Genomic DNA, 25,675 nt, shown 5'->3' with positions numbered 1-25,675 from the left:
ATCACCCGGAGAGAATGACTCCGGGGAGTGCCTGTCGCCCGTGGACGGGCATGGGGAACAATGGTCCGGTGACCAGGCCCGCCTCCGCCCGCGCTCCCCGGCTCGACCAGGTCTGCGCCGCCGCCGTCGAGGTGGCCCGCGACGCGATCACCGAGGTGGAGCCCACCGACATCGGCGATCATCTCCAGGCGGTCGCCGAGGGCGACCGGCTCGTCACCCACTACTTCGAATGCCGGATGGCCGGTTACCGCGGCTGGCGCTGGGCCGTCACGGTGACCCGGGTGCCGCGCAGCCGGCACGTCACCATCTGCGAGACGGTGCTGCTGCCCGGCCCGGACGCGCTGCTCGCTCCCGGCTGGTTGCCCTGGCAGGAGCGGCTCAAGCCGGGCGACCTGGGCCCGGGCGACCTGCTGCCCACCCCGGCCGACGACGAGCGGCTCGCCCCCGGCTACCTGCTCTCCGACGACCCGGCCGTGGAGGAGACCGCCTGGGAGCTGGGCCTGGGCCGGCCCCGGGTGCTGTCCCGGGAGGGCCGCACCGAGGCCGCCCAGCGCTGGTACGACGGCGACCACGGCCCGGACGCCGCGATCTCGGTCGCCGCGCCGGCCGCCGCCCGCTGCGGCACCTGCGGTTTCTACCTTCCGCTCGCCGGTGCGCTGCGCCTGGCGTTCGGCGCCTGCGGCAACTTCTACGCCCCGGACGACGGCCGGGTGGTGAGCGCCGACCACGGGTGTGGCGCGCACTCGGAGACGCTGGTCGAGTCGGCCGAGACGCCCGTCGACGAGCTGCCCACCGTGTACGACGACAGCGCGGTCGAGGCCATGACGGTCAGCCGGGCCCCGGGTTCGGTGGAGGCGGCCGAGCCGGCGGAGCCGTACGGCCACCCCTGACGGGTCAGCGCTGTCGCTGCGCGGCGGCCGCGCGCCGGCGACGCCGGTTGGCGTCGTGCCGCATCATCACCGCGAGGCCGGGAAAGCCCCACAGGAAACCGGCGAGGCAGGTCCAGAGCCAGTTCTGACGCCCGGATTCGGTGAGCCAGTCCCGGAAGAAGATCAGCAGCACCAGGCCGGCCACCGCCCAGGCGATCAGCCCGGCGACGGCGAACGGCACCATCGGCGGGTCGAGCGGCTCCGGCCGCGGCTGTTGCTCCTGTGACACCGGCCCAGCGTACGTGATCGTTCTTCCCTGTCTGCCAGGTGATCTGGGACGATGCGCGCGACAAAGCCCGGCCGATGACCTAGATGAGGACCCGATGTCCATTGCTCCGCCGCCGGATCACGGCACACCGCCCGATCCCGCGCATCCACGAAACGCCTTCGACCGCTTCTTCGAGATCTCGGCGCGCCGGTCGACGCTGAGCCGGGAGCTGCGAGGCGGCTTCGCCACGTTCTTCACGATGGCGTACATCGTGGTGTTGAACCCGCTGATCCTGGGCAGCGCGAAGGACGGCGACGACCGTTCGCTGGCCATTCCGGCGCTCGCCGCGGCGACCGCGCTCGTCGCCGGCCTGATGACCATCCTGATGGGCGTGGTGGCCCGGTTCCCGATCGCGCTCGCGGCCGGCCTGGGCGTGAACGCGCTCGTCGCCTACGAGATCGCGCCGCAGATGACCTGGGCGGACGCGATGGGCCTGGTGGTCATCGAGGGTGTGCTGATCGGCATCCTGGTGCTCACCGGGCTGCGTACCGCGGTGTTCCGCTCGGTGCCGACGCAGCTCAAGACCGCGATCGGCGTCGGCATCGGTCTGTTCCTGACCATCATCGGCCTGGTCGACGCCGGTTTCGTCCGGCGGGTGCCGGACGCGGCGAACTCCACGGTGCCGGTCGGGCTGGGCATCAACGGCAAGATCGTCAGCTGGCCGATGCTCGTCTTCGTGGTCGGCCTCCTGATCACCCTGGTCCTGGTGGTACGCCGGGTCCGGGGCGCGATCCTGATCGGCATCCTGGCCTCCACCGTGCTGGCCATCGTGGTCGAGGCGATCGCCAACGTCGGCCCGTCGTTCGTCGACGGCAAGCCGAACCCGAAGGGCTGGGCGCTGAACGTGCCCGAGCTGCCCAAACAGATCGTGGACCTGCCCGACCTGTCGTTGCTGGGTCAGTTCAACGTGCTGAACTCGTGGAGCCGGGTCGGCTGGCTGGTGCCGCTGATGTTCATCTTCACGCTGCTGATCACGGACTTCTTCGACACCATGGGCACGATGGTCGCGATCGGCCAGGAAGGGGACATGCTCGACGAGACGGGCACCCCGCCGAAGGCGAAGGAGATCCTGCTCGTCGACTCGATCGCCGCCGCCGCGGGTGGCGCCGCCTCGGTGTCCAGCAACACCTCGTACATCGAGAGCGCCGCAGGTGTCGCGGAGGGTGCCCGGACCGGCGTGGCCAACCTGGTCACCGGCGCGTTGTTCCTGTTCGCCATGTTCCTGGCGCCGCTGTCGCTGATCGTGCCGTTCGAGGCCGCCTCGACGGCGCTGGTGGTGGTCGGCTTCCTGATGATGACGGCGGTCCGCACGATCGACTGGACCGACTACGAGATCGCCATCCCGGCGTTCCTCACCATCGCGCTGATGCCGTTCACCTACTCGATCTCGAACGGCATCGGGGCCGGCGTGATCAGCTTCGTACTGCTGAAGGTGGCCAAGGGTAAGGCCCGGGAGATCCACCCGCTGCTGTACGCGGTCGCCGCGCTGTTCATCCTGTACTTCCTGCGCGGGCCGGTCGAGTCCGTGGTGCTCTGACGCTGGTGAGCCTGGTCATAACGCATGTCGTTAGCCAGGCTCATTAGTTAAGCTAACTAGTGTGACGGAGCGGACGGTGACGGCGAAACGCGTGCCACCGGCGCAGCTGGCTCCTCAGCTGCGAGATGCGATCACCCGGCTCAACCGGCGGGTCCGACAGGCCCGGCCGGTCGGCGACCTCACGGTCACCCAGCTGTCGGCGCTCACCAGCCTCAAGCTGGCGGGCGCCCTCACGCCACGGGAACTGGCTGACGTCGAACGGGTGCAGCCGCCCACGATGACGAAGATCGTCGCGAAGTTGGAGGAGCGCGGCCTCGTGCAGCGCACCCCCCATCCGACCGACGGACGGCAGGTCATCCTGGCGGCGACCGAAGGGGGAAGGGCCGTACTCGACCAGTTCGAGCGGGCCCGTAACGAGTGGCTGGCCACCCGGCTGGCCGCGCTGACCGAGGACGAACGCGAAACGCTACGGCGGGCCGCGGAGATCCTCCAGGGCATCGCTCGCGCCTGACACCGCCGCCCGCGGTTCGCTTCGTCAGCTGTGGATGAAGCGTACCGACGCGAGGAGGCGCACCTAGAGTGCAGGCCAAGCTGAGCACGATGTTCCAGTCCCTACGAGTCCGTAACTACCGGCTCTTCGCCACCGGACAGCTGATCAAACTGATCGGCGTCTGGATGATGTTCATCGCCCAGGACTGGCTCGTCCTCGAGCTCAGCGACAACTCCGCGACCGCGCTCGGCGTGGTCACCGCGTTGCAGTTCACGCCCGTACTCCTGCTCACGCTGCTGTCCGGCCGGCTCGCCGACCGCTACGACAAGCGGATGCTGCTCTTCGTCGCCAACGCGTTCTGGACCGTGCTGTCGCTCGCCATGAGCGTCCTGGTCCTCACCGGCCTGGTGCAGCTCTGGCACGTCTTCGCGTTCGCCGCCCTGCTCGGCGTCTCCAACGCGGTCGAGACGCCGGTCCGCCAGGCGTTCGTCTCCGAACTGGTCGGCATGCCGCTGCTGCCGAACGCGCTCTCGCTCAACGCGGCCGTGTTCAACTCCGCCCGGATCGTCGGCCCGGCCGTCGCCGGCCTGGCCATCGCCGTCGTCGACGTCGGCCCGGTCTTCCTGGTCACCGCGCTCAGCTCGATCGCCCCGCTGGTGAACGTGGTCCGGATGCGTACCGGCGAGCTGCACCGCACGGACCTGCCGCCGGCCGGCGAGCGGGACCAGGCCCGGGTGGTCGACGGCCTCCGGTACGTGGCGCGACGGCCCGACATCCTGCTGCCGATGGTCCTCATGTCGGTGATCGGGATGAGCCTGTTCAACTTCCAGCTCACCCTGGCCGCGCTCGCGAAGACCGTGTTCAACACCGGCGCCGCCTCGTTCGGCCTGTTCAGCACCGCACTCGCGGCCGGCGCGCTGGTCGGGGCGCTGGCCGGCACCGGCCGGCGCAGCCGGCCCTCGGTCTGGCTCGTGCTCGGTGCCGCGATCGGCTGCGCGGTCTTCGGCACGCTCGTCGGGCTCGCCCCGGCGTACTGGCTGGTCGTGACGCTGCTGCTGCCCGCCGGGTTCTTCATGGTCTACTTCGCCCAGGCGGCCAACCAGCGGGTGCAGCTCGGTGTCGACGCCTCCTTCCGGGGACGGGTGATGGCCCTGTGGGTGCTGGTGTTCCTGGGCACCAACCCGGTCGGCGCGCCGCTGATCGGCTGGGTCGCCGAGACGTACGGCGCGGGCGCGAGCATCTGGGCCGGCGGCCTGATCTCGCTGACCGCCGCGCTGCTGGCGCTCACCTGGCAGCTTCGCCGCTCCGGCGCCCGGCTGCGGATGCGGGTGCTGCCGATGCCCCGTTTCTACGTGGTTTCGCCCGGAGCCAAGTAGCCCCGATAGCCGGTCGTACCGGCCCGATTACCCAAACGGGTGGCGGGCCGGTGCGGCAGGGCTTAGCGTCGATGTGTGGAAGTGGGGCAGGGGCTGCTGCTGGCGCTGGCGATCCTCGCCGTCTGCTGCCTGCCTGCCCTGTTCGCGCTGCTGTTCTGCGCCGACGAGATCATCGATCGGGTCGCCTGCGGATGGGCCGAGTGGCGGGAGCAGCGCCGGGAACGCCGTACCATCGCGCGGCTCGACCGGGCCATCGAGGCCGAGGCGCTGACCCGCGACATCGACCTCACCGAGTTCGACAAGGACGGCCGCCGCCCGTTGGAACAGCTCGCCACCGACCTGCGCCGGCTCGGCGGCCACCGGCTCGCCGCCGCCGACCGCAGCGTGGTGTGGCACGGCGCGGTCATCATGGCGTACGACGAACGGCTGCGCGCCGCCTGCCACGCGCTCGGCATCGCCGAGCACCTGGCCGAGCTGGAGGGCGTCGACCGGGAGATCGAACGGGTACGCGTCGAAGGGCTGCTGCACGCCGCCGGGCTGACCCTGCCGGCCGCCCGCGCCGCGCACCACCAGCGGCACCGCTGACCGGGTGCGTCTCTTCGCGGCGATCTACCCCCCTGCCGTGGCCGTCGCGGAGCTGACCGCCCGGATCAAGGGCCTGCGGATCGCGGCCGCCCGCCACGCCCGGCTCACCGATCCGGCGAACCTGCACCTCACGCTCGCGTTCCTCGGCGAGGTGCCGGACGTCCGGCTGCCCGACGTGGAGTGGGCGCTCGCCTCGGCCGCCCGGACGGCTCGCGCACCTCGGCTACGCCTCGCCGGTGGCGGCAGTTTCGGTCAGGACCGGTCCACAGTGCTCTGGATCGACGTACGCGGCGAGGTCGAGGCGCTCGACGCGCTCGCCCGGTCGATCCGCGACGGGCTGCGCGAGGCCGGGCTGCCCTGCGACGACAAGCCGTTCCGGCCACACCTGACCATCGCCCGCCCCGGCGACCGGGTACCCGAGGCCGACCTCCGCACCGACCTGGAGACCCTGGACGACTACGCCGGGCCGCAGTGGGCGGCCGGCGAGTTGCTCCTGATCCGCAGCCACCCGGGCCGTACGCCGCGCTACACCCGCGTCGCCGCGTGGGCGCTGGCGGCGGGGCGTTGATTCGGGCAGGCGGGGCGTTAAGAAGGGGCCCCTCCTCTACCGGAGGCGTTAAGAAGGGGCCCTTCCTTACACCTACCAGGCCCAGGCCTCGGGGCCGGGGCCGCCGTTGCCCACGGGCGGGAACAGCTCGTCCAGGCGGGTGAGGGTGGGCTCGTCCAGGTGGACTTCGAGGGCGCCCAGGTTGCGGTCGAGCTGGTCCACGGTGCGGGGGCCGACGATCGGGGCGGTCACGCCCGGCCGGGACAGCAGCCACGCCAGCGCCACGTCGGCCGGGTCGTGGCCGAGGTCGGCACAGAGCTTCTCGTACGCCTCGATGGTGTTCCGGTGCTCGGCCAGCGCGTCGGCCGAGCGGCCGGTGGTGCCACGCGCCGCGCTGCCGTCGGCCATCTTGCGGATGATGCCGGAGAGCAGCCCGCCGTGCAGCGGCGACCAGGGGATGATGCCCAGCCCGTATTGCTGGGCGGCGGGCACGACCTCCAGTTCGACGTACCGGGTCAGCAGGTTGTAGATGCACTGCTCGGAGACGAGGCCGAGGAAGTTGCGCTTGCCGGCCGCGGCCTGCGCCTGCGCGATGTGCCACCCGGCGAAGTTGGACGAGCCGACGTAGAGCACCTTGCCCTGGGCGACGAGCGTCTCCATCGCCTGCCAGATCTCCTCCCACGGCGTGGTCCGGGAGATGTGGTGCATCTGGTACAGGTCGATCGTGTCGGTCTGGAGCCGGCGCAGCGAGTCCTCGCAGGCCCGGATGATGTGCCGGGCGCTCAGGCCCTGCTCGTTGGGCCACTCGCCCATCTTGCCGTACACCTTGGTGGCGAGGACGACCTTGTCGCGGCGCCCGTCGCCCTGCGCGAACCAGCGGCCGACGATGTGCTCGGTGACGCCCTCACCGAGCTTCCAGCCGTAGACGTTCGCGGTGTCGAAGAAGTTGATCCCGTGTTCGAGCGCGCGGTCCATGATGGCGAAGCTGTCCGGCTCGTCGGTCTGCGGACCGAAGTTCATCGTGCCGAGGCAGAGTCGGCTCACGGACAGACCGGTGCGTCCCAGGTTCGTGTACTCCATGCCTCCACCCTGGCACGCCGGCACTTCGAGTGCCTCGCCGACGAGCCAGGGGGGAGCGATGGATTAGGATGATTCGCGGGCCGCCGGACCGGTGCCGAACAGCACGTCGTCCCAGCTCGGCAGCCGCTTGCGCGGCTTGCCGCCGGCCTCGGCGGACTCTGCGGCCGCACCGCCGGTCGCCGCCGCGGGGCCGGTGCGGCGGGGCCGCAGCACGGCAAGCGAGGGTACGGCGGGGATCTCCTTCGGCGCGTCCGAGTCGTCGTCGAAGGCCGAACCCTGCCCACCACCGAGCAACGCGGCGGCACCACCGGCGACGGCTCGCTGCCGGGGCGCCTCCTGCGCGGCCGGGGACCGGGTGTCGAGACCCCGCCCGGACGTGCCGCCGAGCGGCCGGTCCAGCGAGGCGAGCAGCGCGTCCCGGCCGGCGCGGATCGGGTCACGCCCCGGACGGGCGTGCTCGGCCGCGGCCGGCAGGCCGTGCCCACCCCGGCTCGGCTCACCGCGCGACGGGCCGGGCAGCGCGTGGCCGCCCCGCTCCGGCGCCGGCTCCTGGCCGAGGATCGGCGTGGGCCGCTCGGCGCACAGGTATTGCGCCATGTCGTCGTGCGGGGCGACGTTCTGCCGGGTCTTGTCCAGATCCCATACCGCCTGCGCGGTGGCCTTGCCGGACGGCCAGGTCGCGATGATCCGCCAGGTGCCGTCGTCGCGGCGGTAGGCGTCCCACGAGATCTTCTCGGTGTCGATGCCGTGCTGGGCCAGCCGGCCGTTGACGACCTCGGCCAGCGGGGTCGGCTTCTCCGCGCCCTTGAGCCGGGTGCGGCGGGCGTGCTGGGCGAGCATGGCCCGCTCCTGGAGCACCGGGCCGGCGTAGCGCAGCACCCGGTCGACGGGGACGCCGGCGATGCGGGCGACGTCCTCCGCGGACTCGCCGGACCGGATCCGGGCCTGGATGTCACGCGGGGACAGCGACGGCGTCAGGTCGGTGGCGCTCGGCACCACCGCGAGCGGCGGGGCGCCCGGCTCGGCGTGCAGCGCCGACGCGATCCGCTCGTCGATGGGCAGCGCCAGCAGGCGCCCCACCTCGTCGGCGAGCACCAGGGCCTGGCCGTCCTCGGAGAGGGCGACGAAGCGTACTGGGCGCATGGGCTTGCCTCCGTCCCGCTTCGCTGGCCGTCACGCCACGGGAGCCGGCCACCCGGGCGTCTCGCACCACCGTACGCTCATCTACCCGCCGATGGGGATTGCGACACCCCGGCATGTCGTGACTGAGCTGCGGTAATGATCACGGTGGGTGGCCGCCGGAGCCCCGACGGCCACGCACCGTGACCAAGTGATCAGAGTCGCTCGACCACGTAGTCGATGGACGCGGTGAGCGCCTCGACGTCGGCCGGCTCGACGGCCGGGAACAGCGCCACCCGCAGCTGGTTGCGGCCCAGCTTGCGGTACGGCTCGGTGTCGACGATGCCGTTGGCGCGCAGCGCCTTGGCGATCGCCGTCGCGTCCACCCCGTCGGCGAAGTCGACGGTGGCGACCACGTTGGACCGCAGCGCCGGGTCCGACACGAACGGCGTGGCGAACGACGAGCGCTCGGCCCAGCCGTACACGATGCCGGCGCTCTCGGCGGTGCGCTTGGCCGCCCAGGCCAGCCCGCCCTGGGAGTTCATCCAGTCGGTCTGCTCCGCGGCCAGGAAGATGGTCGCCAGCGCCGGGGTGTTGTACGTCTGCTCCAGCCGCGAGTTGTCGATCGCGGTGACCAGGTCGAGGAAGGCCGGGATGTAGCGGCCCGACTCCTTGACCTCGGTGGCCCGGGCCAGGGCGGCCGGCGACATCAGGGCCAGCCAGAGCCCGCCGTCGGAGCCGAAGCACTTCTGCGGGGCGAAGTAGTAGACGTCGGTCTGGGCGACGTCCACGTCCAGCCCGCCCGCGCCGGAGGTGGCGTCGACCAGCAGCAGCGAGCCCTCGTCGGCGCCCGCCACCCGGCTGATCGGCACCGCGACACCGGTGGAGGTCTCGTTGTGCGGAGTGGCGTAGACGTCCACGCCGGCCTCGGCCACCAGCGCGGGGGCGCTGCCCGCGTCGGACTTGCGGACGGTCGGCGCACCGAGGAACGGCGCGTCGGAGACCGACTTGGCGAACTTGGCGCCGAACTCGCCGAAGCTGGCGAACTGGGCCCGGTCGCGGATCAGGCCGAACGTGGCGACCTCCCAGAACGCGGTGGTGCCGCCGTTGCCGAGCACCACCTCGTACCCCTCGGGCAGGGAGAAGAACTCGGCCAGGCCGCGGCGCAGCCGGGCCACCTGGTCGCGGACCGTCTTCTGCCGGTGCGACGTGCCCAGGTAGCTGGTGGCGACGTCGGAGAGGGCGGAGACCGCGGCCGGACGGACCTTGGACGGGCCGCAGCCGAATCGTCCGTCGGCGGGCCTGATCTCGTCGGGAATCCGGATGGTCGGTGCGTCAGCCACGGTCTTGAAGATCCTTCCGCATGGGCGAGAGGTGAGCTGGCAGGGCGCGGACGGTGGCCTGCCGCGTGGCGGCGGGCGGCGTCCGAGCCCGTTCCGGCGACACTGCCACGGCCATCCTCGCACCTGCCCGGGCACGTCCGGCGGGCTGTCCCACCCCGGTCGGTGAGGCGTCCGCCACACGCCCGGCGACCGCGGGTTGCCCGCGTCCGCGAGCATGGGCGACGGAGGTGACGGATGGGCCGAGGACACCGCCGTGCGTTCGGGGAGTGGCTGGCGCTGATGTTCGGCGTCGTGGCGGCGACGGTCTTCCTGACGGTCGCCGTCGTCCAGGCGGACCAGGACGCGCGCCTGCTCGGCGCGGAGGACACGGCCACCGGCACGGTTCTGGGGTTCACGGGCGATCCGGCGCGGGTGGCCTTCGTGACCGCCGAGGGCCGGGAGGTGGCCGCCGAGATCGACGTCTACTCCGGTACCCGGATCGGCGACGAGGTGCCCGTGCGCTATCACCCGGACGATCCGACCTGGTACGCCATGGACACCCGGACCCACCATGTGCCGTTCCTCCTGCCGGCCATCGCGCTGACCGGAGCGGTGGTCCTGGGCGGGATGACCTGGCGCCTGTGGCGGCGGCGCTGACCGGGTGGCCCGGACATGCCTGGGCCCCGCTCCACCGGCAGGCTGGGAGCGGGGCCCGGGCGAGACGTCAGACGCCGTGCGGGATGGCGTCCCAGCCCTCGACCTGCTGCGGCTTGCGCGGGCCGTGGCCGACGTACGTGGCCGACGGCCGGACCAGCCGCTGGAGCTTCTTCTGCTCCAGGATGTGCGCCGACCAGCCGCCCATCCGGGCGCAGGTGAACATCGAGGTGAACATGTGCGCCGGCACCTCGGCGAAGTCCAGCACCACGGCCGACCAGAACTCGACGTTGGTGGCGAGGACGCGGTCCGGGCGGCGGGCCTGGAGCTCGGCCAGCGCGGCCTTCTCCAGCGCCTCGGCGACCTCGAAGCGCGGCGCGCCCAGTTCCTTGGCGGTACGCCGCAGCACGCGGGCGCGCGGATCCTCGGCCCGGTAGACCCGGTGGCCGAAGCCCATCAGGCGCTCGCCCCGGTCGAGCACGCCCTTGACGTACCCGTCGGCGTCGCCGCTGCGCTCGACCGCCTCCAGCATGCTGAGCACCCGGGACGGTGCGCCGCCGTGCAGCGGGCCGGAGAGCGCGCCGATGCCGGAGGAGATGCAGGCCGCGGCGTCCGCGCCGGTGGAGGCGACGATCCGGGCGGTGAAGGTGGAGGCGTTCAGGCCGTGCTCGGCGGCCGAGATGAAGTAGGCGTCGACGGCCTTGACGTGCCGCGGGTCGGGCTCACCGCGCCAGCGCTTCATGAACCGCTCGACGATGGTCTCCGCCTTGTCGATCTCCTTCTGCGGCACGGCCGGCAGGCCCAGGCCGCGCGCCGACTGGGCGACGAAGGACAGCGCGGTGACCGACACCCGGGCCAGGTCCTCGCGGGCCTGCTCGTCGGAGATGTCGAGAAGCTGGTTGAGCCCCCAGTACGGGGCCAGCATGGCGACCGCGGACTGCACGTCGACGCGGATGTCACCGGAGTGCACCGGCACCGGGAACGGCTCGGCCGGCGGCAGGCCCGGGCCGAACCGGCCGTCCACCAGCAGTGCCCAGACGTTGCCGAACGAGACCTGGCCGATCAGGTCCTCGATGTCCACGCCCCGGTAGCGCAGTGATCCCCCCGCGCGGTCGGGTTCGGCGATCTCGGTCTCGAAGGCTACGACGCCCTCAAGGCCCGGTTTGAAATCGGACATGTGGTCTCCTGGCTTCGGCTCGGCGCGCCCGGGCGGGCTGATCGAGCCCCGCAGCTCAGGCGACCCTTCAGGGATGTGGTTCGTGACATCTTGCCCGGTGGTTGACGCGCTGCGCGACCCACAGCCACTGTGCGCCACGTGACATCCCCGCCGGTGGACGCCCGTTCGGGAAGGAGAAGACTGGGTACCGGGGCCTGGCCAGCGTCGGGGGACGCCGGTACGCCCGGGAGAGGGACTACCACAGTGACAGGCGACACACCCGCCCCGGCCGACATGCGTAACGAGTACGCGGCCGACCTGGGCCTGACCGAGACGGACCTGGCGCCGGACTGGCACACCCAGTTCGCCCGCTGGTTCGCCGACGCGGTGGCCCATCCGCTGCCGGAGCCGAACGCGATGGTGCTCGGCACGGCCGACGCCCAGGGCCGGCCCAGCGGGCGCACCGTGCTGCTCAAGGGGTACGGCCCGGAGGGCTTCGTCTTCTACACCAACCACGGCTCGCGCAAGGGCGCCGAGGTGACCGGGAACCCGTGGGCCAGCCTGGTGTTCCCCTGGTTCCCAATGCAGCGGCAGGTGATCGTGACCGGCCGGGTCGAGCCGGTGGACCGCGCCGAAACCGAGGCGTACTTCGCCGGCCGGCCGCGCGGCTCGCAGCTCGGGGCGTGGGCCAGCGCGCAGTCGACGGTGGTGCCGGACCGGACCGCGCTCGACGCGGCGTACCGGGCGGCGGCCGAGCGGTTCGCCGACGTGGAGCCGATCCCCGCGCCGTCGTACTGGGGCGGATTCCGGGTCCGTCCGGAGACTGTCGAGTTCTGGCAGGGCCGGGCCAGCCGGCTGCACGACCGGCTGCGCTTCCGGCGTACCGGGGACGGGGTCTTCGTCGTCGAGCGGCTCGCACCGTGACCGACGTCACCTCGGCCCGGCGGCGGGGAGCGCGCCGCTGGGCGATCGACCTGCGCCCGCTGCGGGTGCCCGCGTACCGGCGGGTCTGGACCGGCAACGCGATCGCCATGTTCGGTTTCCAGTTCACCGCCGTGGCGGTGCCGGTGGAGATGTTCGACCTGACCGGCGGCTCGCTCTGGGTCGGCCTGCTCGGCATCGCCGGCTTCGTACCGCTGCTGATCTTCGGGCTGTGGGGCGGCGCGGTCGCCGACGCCCGGGACCGCCGCCGGGTGCTGCTCGTCGGCGGCTGCGTGCTCTGGGCCTCGACGCTCGGGCTGCTGGTGCAGTCGCTGGCCGGCGCGCGCAGCCCGCTGCTGCTCCTGCTGCTCGTCGGCCTCCAGTCGACGGCCTTCGCGATCACCTCGCCGGCGCGCAGCGCGATCCTGCCCCGGCTCGTGCCGGCCGAGCTGGTCCCGGCGGCCACGACGCTGAACTTCACCACGTTCACCGCCGCCGCCGTCTTCGGCCCGCTCGCCGCGGGTCTGATCTTCGCCGCCTGGCAGGTCGGGGTGGCGCTGCCCATCGCGTACGCGGCGGACGCGCTGCTGTTCACCGCGTCGCTCTGGGCCACGCTGCGCCTGCCCGCGATGCCGCCCGCGCCGGACCCGGACGGCGGTGTCCGTAAGGCCGGGTTCGCCAGCATCGTCGACGGCTTCCGCTATCTGGCGACCACGCGGGTGCTGCTGCTCTCCTTCGCCATCGACCTGATCGCGATGATCCTGGCCATGCCGCGGGCGCTGTTCCCGGAGCTGGCGCAGGAGCGCTTCGGCGGCGCCTCGGCGGTGGGCTGGCTCTACAGCTCCATCGCCATCGGCGCGATGCTCGGCGGCCTGACCTCGGGCTGGATCGGCCGGGTACGCCGCCAGGGCCTCGCGCTCACCGTGGCGGTGGTCGGCTGGGGCGTGGCGATCGCGCTCGCCGGGCTGGCCGGCCAGTTGTGGGTCGCCGTGGTGCTGCTGGGCGTCGCCGGGGCCGCCGACCTGGTCAGCGCCACGCTGCGCCAGTCGATGCTGCTGGTCTACGCGCCGGACCGGATGCGTGGGCGTCTCCAGGGCGTGAACACGGTGGTGGTGGCCGGCGGCCCGCGTCTGGGCGATCTGCGTGCCGGTGCGATGGCCGCCGGTTTCGGCACCGGCTTCGCCATGGTCGGTGGCGGTCTGGCCGCCGCCGTACTCGCGGTGTTGCTGGTGGTGGCGTTCCCGGCGCTGCTGCGCTACCGCTCGACCACTCCCGCCGAGGAGCGCCGCTGACGGTAGGGTCGCCGACATGGGGATCGACGTGCAGCCACCGTCCGGTACACAGTGGACCATCGCGGCCGACGGCCACGAGGCCGTCGTGGTCGAGGTGGGCGGCGGGCTGCGGGCCTACCGCTACGACGGCGTGGACCACCTCGACGGGTACGCCGAGGACGAGGTCTGCCCCGGCTCGGCCGGGCAGGTGCTGGCGCCCTGGCCGAACCGCATCCGGGACGGCGTCTACACGGTCGGGGAGCGGTCGTTGCAGCTCGACCTCACCGAGCCGGAGCGGCACAACGCCCTGCACGGCCTGGTGAACTGGGTGCGGTGGCAGCCGATCGAGCAGTCGGCGGACAGCGTGACCATCGGCTACGACCTGCCGCCGAGCCCCGGCTACCCGTGGGCGCTGCGGCTGCGGGCCCGGTGGAGCGTCGGCCCGGACGGCCTGCGGGCCGAGCACGAGGCGACGAACCTCTCCGACGAGCCGGCGCCGTTCGGCTTCTCCGTACACCCCTATCTGCAACTGCCGAAGGTCGGCGTGGACGAGCTGCGGCTGCACCTGCCGGCCCGGCGGCGGGTGCTGGTGGACAGCCGCCTGCTGCCGGTCGCCGCCGCGGAGGTGACCGGCTCCGAGTTCGACTTCACCAGCCCGCGCCCGATCGGTGACCTGGTCCTCGACACCGCGTTCGGTGACGTCGAGCGGGACGCCGACGGCGGCTCGGCGGTGGTGCTGAGCGCGCCGGACGGCTCGTCCGGGCTGCGGATCTGGGCGGACCGCGAGTTCGGCTGGTGGCAGGTGTTCACCGGCGACACGCTCGGCGGGGAGCGGCACCGCCGGTCCGTGGCGGTGGAGCCGATGACCTGCCCGCCCGACGCGTTCCGCTCCGGCAAGGACCTGATCATGCTGGAGCCGGGGCAGAGCTGGCGGGGCGCCTGGGGCGTCCGCCCGGAGGTCTGAGCGTGGAGTTCGCCGATGTCGTCCGGCGCCGCCGGATGGTGCGCAACTACGACCCCGACCGGCCGGTGCCGCCGGAGGTGGTGGACCGGCTGCTGGACCACGCCGTCCGGGCCCCGTCGGCCGGGTTCTCGCAGGGCTGGGGCTTCCTGGTGCTGGAGGAACCCGAGGACCGGGAACGGTTCTGGACCGCGACCACACCGGGTGGCGGCGGCCGGGAGCGCTGGCTCGCCGGGATGCGCCGGGCACCGCTGATCGTGGTGCCGCACGCCAACCGCGACGCCTACCTGGACCGCTACGCCGAGGCGGACAAGGGCTGGTCGGACCGCGCCGAGGATCGCTGGCCGGTGCCCTACTGGTACGTGGACACCGGTTTCGCGGCGCTGCTGATGCTGCTCACCGCCGTGGACGAAGGGCTTGGTGCCTGCTTCTTCGGCATCCCGCCGCAGCGCATCGGGGCGTACCGGGACGCGTTCGGGGTACCGCCGGAGCTGCACCCGATCGGTGCGATCACAGTAGGTTACCGAGCCGTCGACCACCGGTCACCATCGCTGCGCCGGGGGCGGCGTCCGGTGCAGGATGTGGTGCGGCGGGGACGGTGGACCTGAGCGGTTAGGCTGACATCCACATTGTCAGCCTGGCCTGGGGAGGAGAGCACGCCGTGATCTTCAGGGCGGTCCGGGACGGGCGTCCCTACCCGGAGCACAACCTCACGCTGAAGCAGTGGTCCGAGATTCCGCCGCGCCCGCTGCGGCTTGACCAGCTCATCACCACCAAGCGTGAACTCGCGCTGGACAAGCTGCTCGCGGAGGACTCCACCTTCTACGGCGACCTCTTCCCGCACGTGGTCCAGTGGAACGGCGGCCTCTACCTGGAGGACGGCCTGCACCGGGCGCTGCGCGCGGCGCTCCAGCAGCGCAACCAGATCCACGCGCGGGTGCTCGTGCTCGGTGACCAGGGCGAGTGACGCCTCCCTGAGTCTTGGTTAAGGTGACGCCATGACTCCTCTCGACCTGCTCGACATCGATGCGTCGCTCAGCGACGAGGAGCGGCAGATCCGCGCCGTCGTGCGCCGGCTCGTGACCGACCGGGTACGCCCGCACGTCGCCGGCTGGTACGAGGACGGCCAGGTGCCGGCCCGGGAACTGGCCCGCGAGTTCGGCAAGCTCGGCCTGCTCGGCATGCACCTGACCGGGTACGGCTGCGCCGGCTCCTCGGCCGTCGCGTACGGGCTGGCCTGCCTGGAACTGGAGGCCGGCGACTCCGGCGTCCGGTCGCTGGTGTCGGTGCAGGGCTCGCTGGCCATGTACGCCATCTGGCGCTTCGGCAGCGAGGAGCAGAAGCAGCGCTGGCTGCCCGCGATGGCGGCCGGCGAGGCGATCGGCTGCTTCGGGCTCACCGAACCCGACCACGGCTCCGACCCCGCCTCGATGGCCACCCGGGCCCGCCGCGACGGCGACGACTGGATCCTCAACGGCAGCAAGCTGTGGATCACCAACGCGCCGATCGCCGACGTGGGCGTGATCTGGGCGCGTACCGACGAGGGGGTGCGCGGCTTCGCCGTACCGATGGACACGCCGGGGGTGACGGCGCGCGAGATCCGGCACAAGATGTCCCTGCGCGCGTCCCTGACCGGCGAGATCGCGCTCGACGACGTCCGGCTGCCGGCCGACGCGCGACTGCCCGAGGCGATCGGGCTGAAGGCGCCGCTGGGGTGCCTGACCGAGGCCCGGCACGGCATCGTCTGGGGCGCGCTCGGCGCGGCCCGCGACTGCCTGGAGACGGCCCTGGAGTACGCGACCACGCGCACCCAGTTCGGCCGCCCGCTCGCAGGTTTCCAGCTCACCCAGGCCAAGCTCGCGGACATGGCGGTGGAGTGGAACAAGGGGATGCTGCTCGCGCTGCACCTGGGCCGCCTCGCCGACGCCGGCACGCTGCGGCCCGACCAGGTGAGCGTGGGCAAGCTGAACAACGTCCGCGAGGCGCTCGCCATCGCCCGGCAGTGCCGCACGATCCTCGGCGCCAACGGCGTCTCGGGCGAGTACCCGGTGATGCGGCACGCCAACAACCTGGAGAGCGTGCTCACCTACGAGGGCACCTCCGAGATCCACCAGCTCGTCATCGGGCAGCGGCTGACCGGCGTGTCCGCGTTCACCTGACCTGCGGTTTCACCCGATCAGGGCGCTCGGCGAGCGACTGTCGCACGGTGGCCGTAACGTCATTGTCAGTCGATGTGTCGGACGAGGACTCTGTCGGACGAGGACGGTGAGGGCGATGGCCCGCGACGGTGACATCAACGAGCCCACCCGGGAGTTCCCGGACTACCCCACCAGCGCGTCCCTTCGCGACCGGGCGGAGGGCTCGCCCGACCACGACCGCGAATACGCCCCGGGCGCCCCGGCGTCGGGCGGCGGCCCGGTGCGCGGCCTGCTGTGGGTGCTCGGCGCGGCGGCGCTGGCGGTGGTGGTGCTGCTCGGCGTGCAGGCCACCGGTCTGCTGCCCGACTTCCGCAACCCGTTCGCCAAGGAGCAGACCGACCGCAGCCAGCCGCCGCTGCTCAAGTCGATCCGTGACCTGAGCCGCTACGTCGCCGCCGAGGGCAACTTCCAGGTCGTGGTCGACGTGCAGAACGACAGGCGCAACGTGCCCGACTTCCTGCTCAACGAGCGCACGCTGTTCGTCGGGGCGGGCCGGGTCGAGGCGTACGTCGACTTCGCGAAGATCGCCGACGGTGCGGTGGTGGTCTCCGAGGACGGCAAGTCCGCCGAGATCAAGCTGCCCGCGCCGCAGCTCGGCGAGACCGACCTGGACATGGACAAGAGCTATGTGTTCGCCGAGCAGCGCGGCCTGATCAACCGGCTCAACGACCTCGTGGCCGGCGATCCCAACCGGCAGCAGCAGATCTACAAGCTCGCCGAGGACCGGATCACCGCGGCGGCCCGGGACAGCGGGCTCACCGCCCGGGCCGAGGAGAACACCCGCAAGATGCTCGAAGGGCTGCTGCGCTCCCTCGGGTACGAGAAGGTGACAGTCACCTACACCGCGCCCTGACCTGCCTGACGTCGCGCGCCCGCCCCGATGGTCCGGGGCGGGCGCGTCGCGTGTGTGCCGGTGTCCCGGCTCGTGTCGCGTCAGCGGGTGGCGAGGTGGCGGTCCTCGTTCGGCATCAGGATCCACAGGATCAGGTAGACGATCACCTGCGTGCCGGGCAGCAGCAGCGACAGCAGGAACAGCAGCCGGACCATCCCGGCCGACATGCCGAACCGCTGCCCCAGGCCGGCGCAGACACCGGCGATCATGCGCCCCTGGCGGGGCCGGACCAGTTTGCGACTCATCGTCGTCTCCCACTTCTGCGGCGATCCGCCGCGCTGATTCCACGGTAGGAAGGGGTGCGCGCCGTGCCCTCAGCCCCGAGGAGGATCGGCGACCCGGGCACCCGTAGGTGCTTACCCCGGCCCCTCCCCACCGACGCCCCCGCTCCCCGCCCCCCCGCCCCGCTCCCCGCTCCCCGCTCCCGTGATCTTGCACTTGTGGCCTCCGTTGTGCCCGATTCGCGCCGTTATCGAGGGCCGCAGCTGCAAGATCGCGGGGATGGTGGGGGTGGCGTGGGCGGGAGCGCTGTTCGGCGAGGGCTGCTGTGTCGAGCGCCTTCCATCTTGCGGGACAGGTGTTCCAGGCGGTGGGATCAGGGGAGATCTTGGTAGGAAAGGGCCCCTATGGGGGCCGTTTGGTACCAAGATCTCTCGCCGAGCGCCGAGCGCCGAGCGCCGAGCGCCGAGCGCCGAGCGCCGAGCGCCGAGCGCCGAGCGCCGAGCGCCGAGCGCCGAGCGCCGAGCGCCGAGCGCCGAGCGCCGAGCGCCGAGCGCCGAGCGCCGAGCGCCGAGCGCCGAGCGCCGAGCGCCGAGCGCCGAGCGCCGAGCGCCGAGCGCCGAGCGCCCCGGTGCGGCGATCTTGGAGTTGTGGCAGGTTATAGATGCCGCAAAACCATTCATTCCGGGTGCCACAACTCCAAGATCGGCGTGGGAGAGGGCGGACCGTGTGCCCCGGGGCGGGTATGTGGCGGAGTGGGGGCGGGTATTCACGGGGGCGAGGTAGGCTCGCCGGTCGGGCGCCCCACCCCGGGGGCCGGCCGTCTACCCGCCCGGCGGGCGCGGCACCCACGCACCGGCTCGGATCCGCACCACGGGGACGACGGCGAGGAAAGCAGCCAATGATCAGTGTTTTCGATCTTTTCAGCGTCGGCATCGGGCCGTCCAGCTCGCACACCGTCGGGCCGATGCGGGCCGCCCGTATGTTCGTGGCGGGCCTGAAGGCCGACGGGCAGCTCGCCGACGTGGCGCGGGTACGGGCGGAGCTGTTCGGTTCGCTCGGCGCGACCGGTCACGGGCACGGCAGTGACCGGGCGGTGCTGCTGGGGCTGGAGGGCGAGGTTCCGGAGACTGTCGACACCGACTCGGTCGGGCCGCGTGTGGAGCGGATCCGCACGCAGCGGCGGCTCGACCTGTTCGGCAGCCAGGGGATCGACTTCGACCCGGACACGGATCTGGTGCTGCATCGCCGACGCTCGCTGCCGTACCACCCGAACGGGATGACGTTCGCGGCGTACGACGCGGCCGGGAACGAGGTGCGCACGCGCACGTACTACTCGGTCGGCGGCGGGTTCGTGGTGGACGAGGCGGCGGCCGGGGCGGACCGGATCAAGGCGGACACCACCCGCGTGCGGCACCCGTTCCTCACCGGCGCGGAACTGCTGACGGTCACCTCCGGGACCGGCCTGTCGATCAGCGAGGTGATGCTCGCCAACGAGCTGTCCTGGCGCAGCGAGGCGGACGTACGGGCGGGGCTGCTGGAGATCTGGCGCGTGATGCGCGAGTGCGTGGAGAACGGCTGCACCCGCGACGGCGTACTCCCGGGTGGGTTGAAGGTCCGGCGGCGCGCGGCCGAGATGCGGCGCAGCCTGGAGGCGGAGACCGGCAGCGGGGATCCGCTGCGCGCGATGGACTGGGTGACGCTGTTCGCGCTGGCGGTCAACGAGGAGAACGCGGCCGGCGGGCGGGTGGTCACCGCGCCGACGAACGGCGCCGCCGGGATCATCCCGGCCGTGCTGCACTACTACACCCGGTTCGTGCCCGGCGCCTCCGAGGAGGGCGTGGTCCGGTTCCTGCTGGCCGCGGGTGCGATCGGCGTGCTGTTCAAGGAGAACGCGTCGATCTCCGGGGCCGAGGTCGGCTGCCAGGGTGAGGTGGGCTCGGCGTGCTCGATGGCGGCGGCCGGGCTGGCCGAGGCGCTCGGCGGTACGCCGGAGCAGGTGGAGAACGCCGCCGAGATCGGCATGGAGCACAACCTGGGGCTGACCTGCGACCCGGTGGGTGGCCTGGTGCAGATCCCGTGCATCGAGCGCAACGCGGTGGCGAGCATCAAGGCGATCACCGCGGCCCGGCTGGCGTTGCGCGGCGACGGGGTGCACCACGTGTCGCTGGACAAGGTCATCAAGACCATGCGGGAGACCGGCGCGGACATGAAGGTGAAGTACAAGGAGACCGCGCGGGGCGGGCTCGCCGTCAACGTGATCGAGTGCTGACTCCGTTGGGGTGACCCGGCGCGGACCGCCGTCGCACCGGCACGAACGGCGCGACGATGGTGCGGTGACGTCAGGCGTCGCGGCGCTCTGGTCCGCCCGCACCTCGCTGCGCATCCTGGTCCGGCGGGATCTCGCGGTGAAGTACCAGCAGTCGGTGCTGGGCTACTTCTGGTCGCTGATCGAGCCGCTCGGCATGGGCCTGATCTACTGGTTCGTCTTCGGCGTGCTCTACTCCGGCGCGACCCGGCGGCACCTGGGCGAGGCGGCCGGGTCGTACCCGCTGTTCCTGATCACCGGGATCTTCGCCTGGATGTGGGCGAGTTCGGCGCTGACCGAGGCGGCGAACGCGCTGACCGGGCAGTCCCGGCTGATCACCACGATGAACCTGCCCCGGCCGATCTTCCCGATCGGGCGGGTCACCGGCCGGTTCGCCGAGTACCTGGCCGGGCTGCCGATCCTGGCCGCCGTCGCGGCGATCTACGCGAGCCAGGGGAAGATCCGCCCCGGCTGGAGCCTGCTCGCGCTGCCGCTCGCGGTGGCGGTGCAGTTCGTGCTGCTGGTGGGCCTGGCGCTGCTGCTGTCGGCGGGCAACGTGCTGATGCGCGACATCGAGCGCATCATGCGGCTGGTGATCCGGCTGCTGTTCTACGCGACCCCGATCATCTATCCGCTCGACCTGGTGCGGGAATCGGGCATGCCGGGCTGGCTCAAGATCGGGTACGAGCTGAACCCGCTGGTCGGGATCTTCCAGCTGCACCACGCGGTCTGGTATCCGGACGAGTTCCCTGATGCCCGGCTGCTCACGATCACGGTGTCCGGCAGTGTGCTGGTGCTGGCGCTCGGCTGGTGGGCGTTCCACCGCCTCGAACCGGCAGTGCTGAAGGAACTCTGAATGGCGCCGATCATCGAGGCGGACGGGCTCGGCATCCGGTTCGTCCGCAACCGGCGCCGCCAGCTACGGCTGCGGGAGCTGATCGTGCACCGGGGCGCCCGAGACCCGGACGCGGGCCGGTTCTGGCCGTTGCGCGACCTGTCGTTCCGGATCGAGCCGGGCGAGACGGTGGGCGTGGTGGGGCGCAACGGCACCGGCAAGAGCACGCTGCTGCGGCTGATCGCCGGTGTGCTCATCCCGGACGAGGGCTCGATCCGGGTGCGCGGCCGGGTGGCGCCGCTGCTCGAACTGTCCGCCGGGTTCTCCGGCGACCTGACCGGCCGGGAGAACCTGTACCTGGTGGGCGGGCTGCACGGGCTCTCGTCGGCGTACCTGCGGGAGCACTTCGACGAGATCGTCTCGTTCGCCGGTGAGCAGGTGGAACGCGCGATCGACACGTCGGTGCGGCACTACTCGTCGGGGATGAAGGTGCGGCTGGGTTTCGCGGTGATCGCGCACCTGCCGCATCCGGTGCTGCTTGTGGACGAGGTGACAGCGGTCGGGGACGCGGAGTTCCGCGCGAAGTGCTATGCGACCATCGAGCGACTTCTCGCGGAAGGGCGCACGCTGGTGCTGGTGTCACACAACGACAAGGACCTCACCCGGTTCTGCCGTCGGGGGCTCTACCTCGACGCCGGACGGCTGATCGTCGACGGGACGATCGACGAGGCGCTGGCCGCCTACGCCGACGCGGCGAAGCGGTGACGCTCGCGATCGTGCTCGCCGCCGAACCGGCGGCGGGCCGGCTCAACGGGGAATCGCTCACCGAACGTCTGGCCGCGCAGTGGCGCCGGGCCGGGGCGGACGACGTGCGCATCGCCGCCGACCTGACCGAGCTGGCCGACCTGGTGGCCGCCGCTACCGGCCCGGTGCTGGTGAGCGGCGCTGATCTGGTGGCGCACACGGCCGTACTCAAACACCTCGCGACCAGCCCGGTCGGGCCGACGGTGGCGCTGGTGCTCACCGATCCGCCCGCTCCCGGGCAGGCCACCGTGCGCGAGGAGCGCGGGCAGGTGGTCGAGGTCTGCGCCGCCGACGCGAGCGGCGTGTTCGGCGGCGCGCTGCGGGTGGGCGCGGCCGACCTGCCCGCGCTCGCCGACGCCGCCCGCCACGCCGCGGGCGCCGTCCCCGACGCGCCGCCGTTCGACCAGGCCGGCCCGGCGGCGCCGGACGCGCCCGGCGCCGCCGGGGGCGGGCCGCTGGGCGCGGTGGACCGGCTCGTGGCCGGCCTCGCCGCCCGCGGCACGCTGATCTTCGCCCAACGGGTACGTCTGCTCGTGGCGCACCGGGTCGGCGACGAGGCGCAGCGGAAGGCGGCCGAGGCGGCGGTGGCCGCTGTCGACGAGGACCGGGCCGAGCTGAAGCTGTCGGTGAAGGAGCGGGACGACTTCTTCACCACATTCTTCGTCAGCACCTGGTCGCCGTACGTCACGAAGGCGGCGGCCCGGATCGGGATCGGCCCGACCGGCGTCACCATGGTCTCGGTGGCGTTCGCGGTGGCCGCGGCGGTGCTGTTCGGCGTCGGTGAACGGCCCGCGCTGGTGGCCGGCGCGATTCTGCTCTACCTGGGTTTCGTGCTGGACTGCGTGGACGGGCAGCTCGCCCGCTACACCCGGCACTTCAGTGCCTGGGGCGGCTGGCTGGACACGATGGCCGACCGGTTCAAGGAGTACGTGGTCTACGCCGGTCTCGGCTTCGGGGCCACGCACGCCGGGTTCCGGTACGGCTGGGCGCTGGCGCTGGCCGCGATGACGTTGCAGACGGTGCGGCACATGACCGACACCTGGTACGGCGCGCTGCACGACGAGGCGGCCCGGCGGCCGAAGGTGGTGAGCGCCGACGCGGGCGGCATCGGCGGGAAGCTGAACGCCGCGTCGACGCGGGTGCAGGCGGACACCGGCTCGGTGTCGTACTGGCTGAAGCGCACAGTGGTGTTCCCGATCGGTGAGCGGTGGGCGTTGATCGCCATTGCCGCCGCGCTGTTCGGGCCGCTGGTGGCGCTGGTCGCGGTGCTGGTCTGGGGGACGCTGGCGTTCGCGTACACCGGGGGGTTGCGGACCTTGCGGGCGCGGTGGATGCGGGTGCCGGTGCTGACCACTGTGGACGCGGGCCTGCACCGCGACGACGGCCCGCTGGCCCGGACGCTGCCGACCGCGCGGCGGCCGCTGCTGCTGGCGGTGCTCGCCGCGCTCGGCGCGGCGGGGACGCTGGTGTGGGCGCTGCTCGCGGTGCACGGCGGCGGCGACCTGCCGGTCTGGGTGCCGGTGCTCACGCTCGTGCTGCTGCTGGGGGCCGCCCAGGCTTCGCGGGCGCCGCACGACGGGTCGCTGGACTGGCTGGTGCCGGCCGCGCTGCGGGCCGCCGAGTACCTGTTCGCCATCGCGGTCGGGGTGGCGGGCCGGGCGCCGGCCTGGCTGATCTTCGGGTACGTCCTGGTGCTCACGCTGCTGCACTACGACCTGACCGCCCGGCTGGAGAAGCGGCAGTCGGCGCCGCCGCTGCACGCCGCCACGCTGGGCTGGCCGGGGCGTTCGCTGCTGCTGGCGATCGGGCTGATCGCCGGATATGCGAGTATCGCTCTGGCTACACTCGGTGCGTACCTTCTCGTGGTTTTTGTCGCGAGCGTGGTCCTCGCCTGGGTGGTCCTGCCGGCCCGCGCCCGTGGGGGTGTGCGCTCGCCGGGCTGACGGAGGGCGGGCCGGGGTGACCTTGATCAGCTTCGTCGTTCCGGCCTTCAAGGTGCAGGGCTACCTGCGGGAATGTCTCGACTCGATCCTCGGCCAGCCGTTCGGCGACATCGAGGTGATCGGGGTCGACGACGCCTCTCCGGACGACAGCGGCGAGATCCTGGCCGAGTACGCGCTCCGCGACCCCCGGGTCCGCCCGGTGCTCCTCGCCGAGAACGTCGGGCTCGGTCCGGCCCGCAACATCGGGCTGGACCGGGCCGTCGGCGAGTACGTGTGGTTCGTCGACGGGGACGACTGGCTGGTGCCCGGCTGCCTGCCGCACGTCGCGGACCGGCTCCGCGACACCGCGCCGGACGTGCTGGTCGTGGACCACGTCCGGGCGCACTGGAACAACATCGGCACCCGCAGCGCGATGCGCGACGTGTTCCCCGTGCCGCCCGGCGCGGCGACGTTCGCGCTGCGGGACCGGCCGGAGACGCTGAAGTTGCTGCACACCGCGTGGAACCGGGTGGTGCGCCGGGAGTTCCTGCTCGAACGCGGGCTGCGCTTCGAACCGGGCTGGTACGAGGACGTCTCGTTCAGCTATCCGGCGCTGATGGCGGCCGGGCGGATCGGCGTACTCGATCGGATCTGCCTGAACTACCGGCAGCGCCGCACCGGCGCGATCACGAAGACCCGGGGGGACCGGCACTTCGAGGTCTTCGCGCAGTGGCACCGGGTGTTCGCGCTGATGGACCGCTGGAAGGTGACCGGGCTGCGGCCGGCGGTCTTCGAGCGGATGATCTGGCACTACCTCACGGTGCTCGGCAACGGCGACCGGATCGCGCCCGAGCTGCGGGCGCCGTTCTTCGCCCAGATGCACGCCGACTACGTGCGGTTCCTGCCGCCCGAGGGCTATCCGGTCCCGCCCGGCGCGGAAGGGCTCAAGCACCGGCTGGTGGCGGCCGGGCGCTGGCGGACGTTCACCGCGTTGCGCGAGGCGCACCAGGCGGGGGAGACCGCGCGGCGGGCCCGGCGACGGGTGACGCCGGTGGTGCGGCGTACCGCCCGGCGGGCCCGTGACCTGGCGCTCGGCGAGTACTACCGGGCCGAGCTGCATCGTCCGATCGACCCGACGCTCGCCGTGTACGCGGCCTACTGGTACCGGGGTTACGCGTGCAACCCGGCGGCCATCTACGAGGCGGCCCGCCGGCTCGCGCCGCAGGTGCGCGGCGTGTGGATCGTCAGGCGCGACCGGGTGTCCGCGTTGCCGCCGGGTGTCGAGTACGTGGTGGCCGGCACCCGCGAGTACCACCGCGTCCTGGCCCGCGCCCGCTGGCTGGTCAACAACGTCAACTTCCCGGACTTCGTCCGCAAGCGGCCCGGCTCGGTGCACGTGCAGACCCACCACGGCACGCCGGTGAAGGTGATGGGCCTGGATCAGCAGCGCTACCCGGTGGGCGCGATGGGGATGGACTTCGCCGGCCTGCTGCGCCGCGTGGACCGCTGGGACTACAGCATCACCTCGAACAGCTTCTCGACGCAGATGTGGGAGCGGGCGTACCCGGCGGACTACACCACCCTGGAGGTCGGCTACCCCCGCAACGACCGGCTGGCGCTGGCCACCGCCGAGGATCGCGGCCAGGTGCGCGCCGCGCTGGACATCGCACCCGACGAGTACGTGGTGCTCTACGCCCCCACGCACCGGGAGCATCTGCCCGGGTGGCGGCCACCGTTCGACCCGGACCGGATGCTCGACGTCCTCGGCCCCCGGGGCCGGCTGCTGATGCGCAGCCACTACTTCCACGACCGGGAGCGGCACCCCCGGGGACCGGCGGCGGACGGCGTGCGGGACGTGAGCGCGTACGACCGGGTGGAGGACCTCTACCTGGCGGCGGACGTCCTGGTCACCGACTATTCCTCGGCGATGTTCGACTACGCCGTGCTGGACCGGCCGATAGTGGTCTACGCGCCGGACTGGGACGCCTACCGGGTCGCCCGTGGCGTCTACTTCGACCTGCTGGCCGAGCCGCCCGGCGCGGTGGCGCTGGACTTCCCCGGGCTGCTCGACGTGTTCCGTTCCGGTGCGGTCGACGACGAGGTGGCCGAGCTGGCCCGGACGGCGTTCCGGGCGCGGTTCTGCGCCCTCGACGACGGGCACGCCGCCGAGCGCGTGGTGCGCCGCGTGTTCCTCGACGAAACGCCGTAAAAGCGGTTACTGGCTGGTCACTTAACCGTGGAGTCCGTCGAATACCGCTTAATAGGACTGTCACGAGCTGAA

Annotated in this window: 25 protein-coding genes; 19 read left to right on the top strand and 6 right to left on the bottom strand. The window is 72.4% G+C overall.

The genetic code is table 11. The annotated features are described in order from the left end of the window. Positions 1-50 precede the first annotated feature (50 nt). Positions 51-890: a DUF3027 domain-containing protein gene (locus ABIH81_RS05620; RefSeq protein ID WP_349879338.1), complete on the top strand. Its 840-nt coding sequence runs from the start codon at positions 51-53 to the stop codon at positions 888-890. Positions 891-894: 4 nt separating this feature from the next. Here ABIH81_RS05620 and ABIH81_RS05615 read toward each other — a convergent pair whose 3' ends face one another. Next, positions 895-1,158 (bottom strand): DUF2530 domain-containing protein, encoded by a 264-nt coding sequence (locus ABIH81_RS05615; RefSeq protein WP_135242968.1) that lies wholly within the window; start codon positions 1,156-1,158, stop codon positions 895-897. Positions 1,159-1,252: 94 nt separating this feature from the next. On the opposite strand from ABIH81_RS05615, the gene ABIH81_RS05610 reads away from it, so the two are divergent. The 5 genes from ABIH81_RS05610 (at position 1,253) to thpR (ending at position 5,753) form a co-directional block, all read left to right on the top strand. After that, positions 1,253-2,734 (top strand): NCS2 family permease, encoded by a 1,482-nt coding sequence (locus ABIH81_RS05610; protein WP_349879337.1) that lies wholly within the window; start codon positions 1,253-1,255, stop codon positions 2,732-2,734. Positions 2,735-2,795: 61 nt separating this feature from the next. Next, positions 2,796-3,245 (top strand): MarR family transcriptional regulator, encoded by a 450-nt coding sequence (locus ABIH81_RS05605; protein WP_349879336.1) that lies wholly within the window; start codon positions 2,796-2,798, stop codon positions 3,243-3,245. Between the two features lie 68 nt (positions 3,246-3,313). After that, on the top strand, positions 3,314-4,600 hold the full coding sequence (locus ABIH81_RS05600; protein ID WP_349879335.1) for an MFS transporter: 1,287 nt from the start codon (positions 3,314-3,316) through the stop codon (positions 4,598-4,600). A 75-nt stretch (positions 4,601-4,675) separates the two neighbouring features. Then, positions 4,676-5,185, top strand: coding sequence for a hypothetical protein (locus ABIH81_RS05595; RefSeq protein ID WP_349879334.1), 510 nt, complete (start codon positions 4,676-4,678; stop codon positions 5,183-5,185). 4 nt (positions 5,186-5,189) lie between these two features. Continuing rightward, positions 5,190-5,753: an RNA 2',3'-cyclic phosphodiesterase gene (gene thpR, locus ABIH81_RS05590; protein WP_349879332.1), complete on the top strand. Its 564-nt coding sequence runs from the start codon at positions 5,190-5,192 to the stop codon at positions 5,751-5,753. A 72-nt stretch (positions 5,754-5,825) separates the two neighbouring features. Here the strand turns inward: thpR and ABIH81_RS05585 are convergent, their stop codons facing one another. The 3 genes from ABIH81_RS05585 to serC form a co-directional block, all read right to left on the bottom strand. After that, positions 5,826-6,812: an aldo/keto reductase gene (locus ABIH81_RS05585; protein ID WP_349879331.1), complete on the bottom strand. Its 987-nt coding sequence runs from the start codon at positions 6,810-6,812 to the stop codon at positions 5,826-5,828. A 63-nt stretch (positions 6,813-6,875) separates the two neighbouring features. Further along, entirely contained in the window at positions 6,876-7,955 is a 1,080-nt protein-coding gene (sepH, locus tag ABIH81_RS05580; RefSeq protein WP_349879330.1) for a septation protein SepH, read from the bottom strand. Between the two features lie 191 nt (positions 7,956-8,146). Then, a complete protein-coding gene (serC, locus tag ABIH81_RS05575; protein WP_349879329.1) occupies positions 8,147-9,274 on the bottom strand; it encodes a phosphoserine transaminase in 1,128 nt (375 codons plus the stop codon). Between the two features lie 234 nt (positions 9,275-9,508). Between serC and ABIH81_RS05570 the strand changes: the two genes are divergently transcribed. Further along, positions 9,509-9,910 carry a DUF3592 domain-containing protein gene (locus ABIH81_RS05570; RefSeq protein WP_349879328.1) on the top strand — a complete coding sequence of 134 codons (402 nt, stop codon included), beginning with the start codon at positions 9,509-9,511 and terminating at the stop codon, positions 9,908-9,910. Positions 9,911-9,977: 67 nt separating this feature from the next. Here the strand turns inward: ABIH81_RS05570 and ABIH81_RS05565 are convergent, their stop codons facing one another. After that, positions 9,978-11,084: a citrate synthase 2 gene (locus tag ABIH81_RS05565; RefSeq protein WP_013283721.1), complete on the bottom strand. Its 1,107-nt coding sequence runs from the start codon at positions 11,082-11,084 to the stop codon at positions 9,978-9,980. A 273-nt stretch (positions 11,085-11,357) separates the two neighbouring features. On the opposite strand from ABIH81_RS05565, the gene pdxH reads away from it, so the two are divergent. The 7 genes from pdxH to ABIH81_RS05530 all read left to right on the top strand — a co-directional run bounded on the left by pdxH (position 11,358) and on the right by ABIH81_RS05530 (position 17,267). Then, positions 11,358-11,987: a pyridoxamine 5'-phosphate oxidase gene (gene pdxH / locus ABIH81_RS05560; protein WP_349881013.1), complete on the top strand. Its 630-nt coding sequence runs from the start codon at positions 11,358-11,360 to the stop codon at positions 11,985-11,987. Then, the gene (locus ABIH81_RS05555; protein WP_349879327.1) at positions 11,984-13,276 is read left to right on the top strand and encodes an MFS transporter; all 1,293 of its coding nucleotides are present in this window, start codon (positions 11,984-11,986) and stop codon (positions 13,274-13,276) included. The genes pdxH and ABIH81_RS05555 overlap by 4 nt, the downstream gene beginning before the upstream one ends. Before the next feature lie 16 nt (positions 13,277-13,292). Beyond that, complete coding sequence (locus tag ABIH81_RS05550; RefSeq protein WP_349879326.1) at positions 13,293-14,219, top strand: aldose 1-epimerase family protein; 927 nt, start codon at positions 13,293-13,295, stop codon at positions 14,217-14,219. A gap of 2 nt (positions 14,220-14,221) precedes the next feature. Next, the gene (locus ABIH81_RS05545) at positions 14,222-14,824 is read left to right on the top strand and encodes a nitroreductase family protein (RefSeq protein ID WP_349879325.1); all 603 of its coding nucleotides are present in this window, start codon (positions 14,222-14,224) and stop codon (positions 14,822-14,824) included. A 53-nt stretch (positions 14,825-14,877) separates the two neighbouring features. Continuing rightward, entirely contained in the window at positions 14,878-15,183 is a 306-nt protein-coding gene (locus tag ABIH81_RS05540; RefSeq protein ID WP_349879324.1) for a type II toxin-antitoxin system VapB family antitoxin, read from the top strand. A gap of 31 nt (positions 15,184-15,214) precedes the next feature. After that, positions 15,215-16,375 (top strand): acyl-CoA dehydrogenase family protein, encoded by a 1,161-nt coding sequence (locus tag ABIH81_RS05535; RefSeq protein WP_349879322.1) that lies wholly within the window; start codon positions 15,215-15,217, stop codon positions 16,373-16,375. A 115-nt stretch (positions 16,376-16,490) separates the two neighbouring features. Further along, positions 16,491-17,267: a DUF4230 domain-containing protein gene (locus tag ABIH81_RS05530; RefSeq protein WP_349879321.1), complete on the top strand. Its 777-nt coding sequence runs from the start codon at positions 16,491-16,493 to the stop codon at positions 17,265-17,267. A gap of 80 nt (positions 17,268-17,347) precedes the next feature. Here the strand turns inward: ABIH81_RS05530 and ABIH81_RS05525 are convergent, their stop codons facing one another. Next, positions 17,348-17,551, bottom strand: a complete 204-nt coding sequence (locus ABIH81_RS05525; RefSeq protein ID WP_349879320.1) for a PspC domain-containing protein — start codon at positions 17,549-17,551, stop codon at positions 17,348-17,350. An 875-nt stretch (positions 17,552-18,426) separates the two neighbouring features. Here ABIH81_RS05525 and ABIH81_RS05520 point away from each other — a divergent pair. The 5 genes from ABIH81_RS05520 (at position 18,427) to ABIH81_RS05500 (ending at position 25,603) form a co-directional block, all read left to right on the top strand. Further along, positions 18,427-19,797 carry an L-serine ammonia-lyase gene (locus tag ABIH81_RS05520; RefSeq protein WP_349879319.1) on the top strand — a complete coding sequence of 457 codons (1,371 nt, stop codon included), beginning with the start codon at positions 18,427-18,429 and terminating at the stop codon, positions 19,795-19,797. A 64-nt stretch (positions 19,798-19,861) separates the two neighbouring features. Then, positions 19,862-20,689 carry an ABC transporter permease gene (locus ABIH81_RS05515; RefSeq protein WP_349879318.1) on the top strand — a complete coding sequence of 276 codons (828 nt, stop codon included), beginning with the start codon at positions 19,862-19,864 and terminating at the stop codon, positions 20,687-20,689. Beyond that, the gene (locus tag ABIH81_RS05510) at positions 20,690-21,433 is read left to right on the top strand and encodes an ABC transporter ATP-binding protein (RefSeq protein ID WP_018785720.1); all 744 of its coding nucleotides are present in this window, start codon (positions 20,690-20,692) and stop codon (positions 21,431-21,433) included. Next, positions 21,430-23,415: a DUF5941 domain-containing protein gene (locus ABIH81_RS05505; RefSeq protein WP_349879317.1), complete on the top strand. Its 1,986-nt coding sequence runs from the start codon at positions 21,430-21,432 to the stop codon at positions 23,413-23,415. Before ABIH81_RS05510 ends, ABIH81_RS05505 begins: the two co-directional genes overlap by 4 nt. Positions 23,416-23,431: 16 nt before the next feature. Then, complete coding sequence (locus ABIH81_RS05500; protein WP_349879315.1) at positions 23,432-25,603, top strand: bifunctional glycosyltransferase family 2 protein/CDP-glycerol:glycerophosphate glycerophosphotransferase; 2,172 nt, start codon at positions 23,432-23,434, stop codon at positions 25,601-25,603. Positions 25,604-25,675: the final 72 nt, after the last annotated feature.

This window comes from Micromonospora sp. HUAS YX12 (genome assembly GCF_040215685.1).
GTDB lineage: Bacteria > Actinomycetota > Actinomycetes > Mycobacteriales > Micromonosporaceae > Micromonospora > Micromonospora tulbaghiae.
Note: the sequence above shows the minus strand (reverse complement) of the source record. Positions and strands in the feature narration are given on the sequence as shown.